At 44.8% G+C, this 4,107-nt stretch carries 4 protein-coding genes; all 4 read right to left on the reverse strand.

All coding sequences use genetic code 11. From position 1 onward, the window contains the following. Positions 1–1,031: 1,031 nt before the first annotated feature. On the reverse strand, positions 1,032–1,124 hold the full coding sequence (locus tag HMPREF0666_RS17150) for a smalltalk protein (protein ID WP_157600212.1): 93 nt from the start codon (positions 1,122–1,124) through the stop codon (positions 1,032–1,034). 385 nt (positions 1,125–1,509) lie between these two features. Next, entirely contained in the window at positions 1,510–2,043 is a 534-nt protein-coding gene (locus HMPREF0666_RS00400; protein WP_009010278.1) for an HU family DNA-binding protein, read from the reverse strand. A 495-nt stretch (positions 2,044–2,538) separates the two neighbouring features. Next, positions 2,539–3,024, reverse strand: a complete 486-nt coding sequence (locus HMPREF0666_RS00405) for a D-Ala-D-Ala carboxypeptidase family metallohydrolase (protein WP_009010279.1) — start codon at positions 3,022–3,024, stop codon at positions 2,539–2,541. 699 nt (positions 3,025–3,723) lie between these two features. After that, positions 3,724–4,107: transposase (locus tag HMPREF0666_RS00410; RefSeq protein ID WP_009010280.1), on the reverse strand; the 384-nt coding region annotated here is incomplete at its 5' end.

Below are 4,107 nucleotides of genomic sequence, written 5' to 3' on the forward strand. Positions count from 1 at the left end.
AGAGGGGCTGGGGGTGAGGCCTCTGTGATATCTGTATGCCGAAGGCCTTCTGTGAGTTCGAAATTGTGCGCAAAAAGGGTCTGTCAAATCTGTGAGTTCTGTGAGAGAAAAAACTCCCCACGAATTAAACTGTGCGCAAAAAGGCTCTGATAAATCTGTAAGTTCTGTGAGAGAAAGAACCATTACGAAGTATGCAGCAGGCCAAAAGGGGTAACCTCACATACCACTCCCCTCGCCATTCGGAGAGGGGTTGGGGGTGAGGCCGCTGTGATTTCTATAAGAGAAGGAACTGTCCTGCTTTTTTATCATGTTACTTTTTTGTCGCCAAACAACGCCCTTCATGATACGAAAAAGGTTACTAATCTGTCGCACCACAGGCTATTCACTTGTCTTATAACACGTTACAAAGACAAATACAAAGGCCAAATAAAGTGGGAAACAAATTAGTAACCGATAAAAGAACACTATAACAAAGCAAAAACAAGATAATTGTAAAGAAAAGAGACAACACACCCCTCTTTCCTCCCCAGCCGTCGCCTTGCACCTCCCTATTTGTCGACAAAACAGGAAAAAGCCTCCCTTATTGTCGCACATAAGCTACGATACTGTCGTGGAAAACCTCCCATAAAGTCGCACATAACCTACGTTTGTGTCGGTCGACAGCTTTGCAACCATCTGTGATAGAGACAGATACAATCAATCAACTAAGTCTTATAAGTGACCGATAACGACTGTCTAAGTTCAAGACAGGTGTGTTGTTGAAGCATTTTAAGTATAAGATACACCACACAACCAAGTCTAATCGGCAACCGCTAACGACTGTCTAAGTTCAAGACAGTTGTGTTGTTGAAGCGTTTTAAGTATAAGAACCACCACACAACCAAGTCTTACAAGTTGCCGCTAACGGCCGAACGGACTCAAAACGAGGGAGGTTGTGGGTGATTTCTACATACGAGAACCACCACAACCACGCCTTGTCGGCAATTGCTAACGGCTGAACAGACTCAAGACGAGGGAGTTATGGATGCGTTCTACATACAAGAAGTAACGCCCAAGGTGGTTGCCAACGCTGTAAGAATAGTGATAAGAATATGCAAGATATTCTTCCAAACTGGTTTATTCATAATTGTAAACAATGGTTTTGAACAATTCCTCCATACTTGTCGACGCACGTCACATCTCGTAAAACGCTCTGACTCATCCTAAGAAACGCTCTAACACGCTCATAAGAAACGTTTTAGCACGTCTCAAGAAACATTCTAACATGTCTCATAAAATGGTCCAACACGTCCCAATAAACGCTCTAACACGCTCATAACGAACGTACTACACCGACACAGCACAGGCAGGAACTGTAAGGTTAATGACGATATATTAATAAGGATCGGAGGAGCTTCGTCGGTTCTCCCCCACCCCCTTTCGCTCGGTTGCGACCGTCGTTCAACGCTCAGCCTCAACGACTTAGCAACCCAGAACGGCCACTACATCCATCGGCTCAAGCCTCATCGACTACGCATGAGACTCGCCCGACGGAGTAGACTCACCAGCCACAGGACCCGCTGAAGGCGTTGAGGTCTTGTCCTTACCGCCCTTCTTGCTGCCCTTCTTAGGCTTGGCAGCAGCGATAGGCGAGTCATACTGCTCGGCCTCCTGCACTCGCAAACCGTCGAGAAGTTTGTTGACACGACGATGAGAAGCGTCCACCCTCACCGCAGGGACAAAGATAACGTGAGCACCAAAGATGTCGCGCTGTGGATTGAAGTCCTTTGCCTTCTCAACACCAGACGAATGGATGCCCACACGAAAGGTTCCCAATCCGTCGAGCTTCACACGGTTTCCAGCCTTGAGCACCTGGTTCATCTCGAACACCAACGCACTGATAACTGCCAGAATATCAGGCTCTGTGACGGTGCAACGGGCACTCACACGGTTAGCAAGGTCTTTCACGCCAACAAGGTCGGGACTGATTGCGCGAGCATACCAATACCCCTTGTGCTTACTGTTACTACGATTGTCTTGATACATACGGAATTTGATTGACATAACTTGAATGATTTTAATAAGTGAAACAATTAAATTAAGGACATCTATGCATAGTTCATGACCTATTCTAAACAATGGCTTGCATGCCTGTCAGCTGCCTCTCCACTCCACCCTCCCCCCACCACGGATTGAGGGGAGGGACATCTACACGGAAAGTAACTGCGACAAAAAAGTGTAAAATTAAGTAAACAAGTGAACAAGTAAACATGTAAATGCGTAAACGAGTAAACAAGTAAACACATAAACAAGCGAACAAGTAAACATGTAAAAAGACAAATAACTAAACAAGCAAAAGCCTAAAAACGTATAAAAATATAAAGGTAAAAGTTGGAAAACACAAAAACGTAAAAACATACTTCACCATAAACATAAAGGATTAAAAATATGAAAAGATATTCACGTAAATAATTAAAATATTACTGTTCAGCGTCTTGAAGGACCTACCCCACCGTTTCGGCGACAAAAAAGTGAATTGTTTTGCCCTCGCTCTGACGCCTATTTCTCCCCGAGAATCTGGTGTCTGTTCCTCCCATCCCGCCTATAACTGATGTGGATCCATCGCTTACAGGTGGCCTCCAACGGCTCCAAAATCATCTGATCGAAGTCTGTTTGGCGAAGCACAGTAGCGTATTTTCGACACATCTCTGCCCCTGTGACATGGATATCCACCGCCTCACCCCGCAGGTGTTGGGAGTCGAAGGCCCCATGAATGGCCTTATTCAGCACTGGCGAACGGTAGCCACTCGTGACAATAACACGCCCAACATGACGGCGGAGGGGTTCGAGCACACACTCGCAAAGGGCCTTGAGATTTTCCATCACTTCCTCGCGTAGCACCTCACCATCGCGCCCCTCCGTCTTAGGCACGTTCTTTATCCGCCGCTTCACAGCCTCACCCGAGCGCATCATCTCGCCCACCGTGAAATGTGGTGAGAGTCGTTCGCTAAGGTCTATCTCGTTAAAAAGATTATCGTTCATCATATACCTTATATATAATAGATTGTTTGACTTCTCATTGTCTGGTCCATCTCCTACCGACAGCCTCGTCCTCCTCAGCCCCACCAGTCGTCGAATGCCCAGCCTGTCACCGTTTTCATTCCTGATGACGATGCAAAGGTACAACACAAAAAAGCCGATCGCAAGCAGGATATATGTAGTAATATAAGTAGCCAGACAGGGTAGTTTTTGAAGACAGAATAACAGGGGGACGGGGCGAGACAGGTGCATTTTTTAGACAGAATGACATAATGACAAAGGGAGATAGGGTAATTTTGAGGACAGAGTAACAGGGGACAGGAGTAACAGAAGGGGTGGTCTTGAAGACAGAATAACAGGGGACGGGGGAGACAGGTGTGGTTTTTTAGACAGAATGACATAATGACAAAGGGAGACAGGGTAATTTTGAAGACAGAGTAACAGGAGGACAGAGGTAACAGAAGGAGTGGTCTTGAAGACAGAATAACAGGGGAACGGGGGGAGATAGGTGTATTTTTTTAGACAGAATGACATAATGACAAAAGAAGAATGACATATTTTTTCTCACAGAGAACACAGATGAACAGAACACGCAAAGGTCAGAAAGATAGCGGCCCCTCCCCCGAGAGGGTGTGTCAAAATTGATACATCCTCTTTTTGTTCTTCCTTTACCTTGTCTACGACATAATTCGTTATTTACTGCAGCTATGCTGCTAATTTCATATAAAATGATTTATTGGGCTTTAAATAGCCTATATAAACTTGTATAGAGTATCTGAAGGTTACAAAAAGTACCTCCATAACGGCTTTTAGTTCCTTGAGATTAGTTTTTCTACACATTTTCCCTATGTTAAAGGCAATAGCGAAGAAGGCAAAGTCCATATTGACCTTGTCTTTTCCAAAATGCCTAAACCTCTTATAGGCTTTATTATATTTTGTTTGTCCAAAAACAGCTTCAGGTTCTATGCACCTTCGTCCTCGATGCTTGATGCCTTCTTCTGAGGTCAGTAGTTCCCGTGCCTTTTGTTTATAGTGCTGTAGTTGGTGGTTTACTTCTATAATTCTGTTCCCTCTTGCCTTAAAACATGA

The sequence above is a fragment of the Prevotella sp. C561 genome, assembly GCF_000224595.1.
GTDB classification, from domain to species: Bacteria; Bacteroidota; Bacteroidia; order Bacteroidales; family Bacteroidaceae; genus Prevotella; species Prevotella jejuni.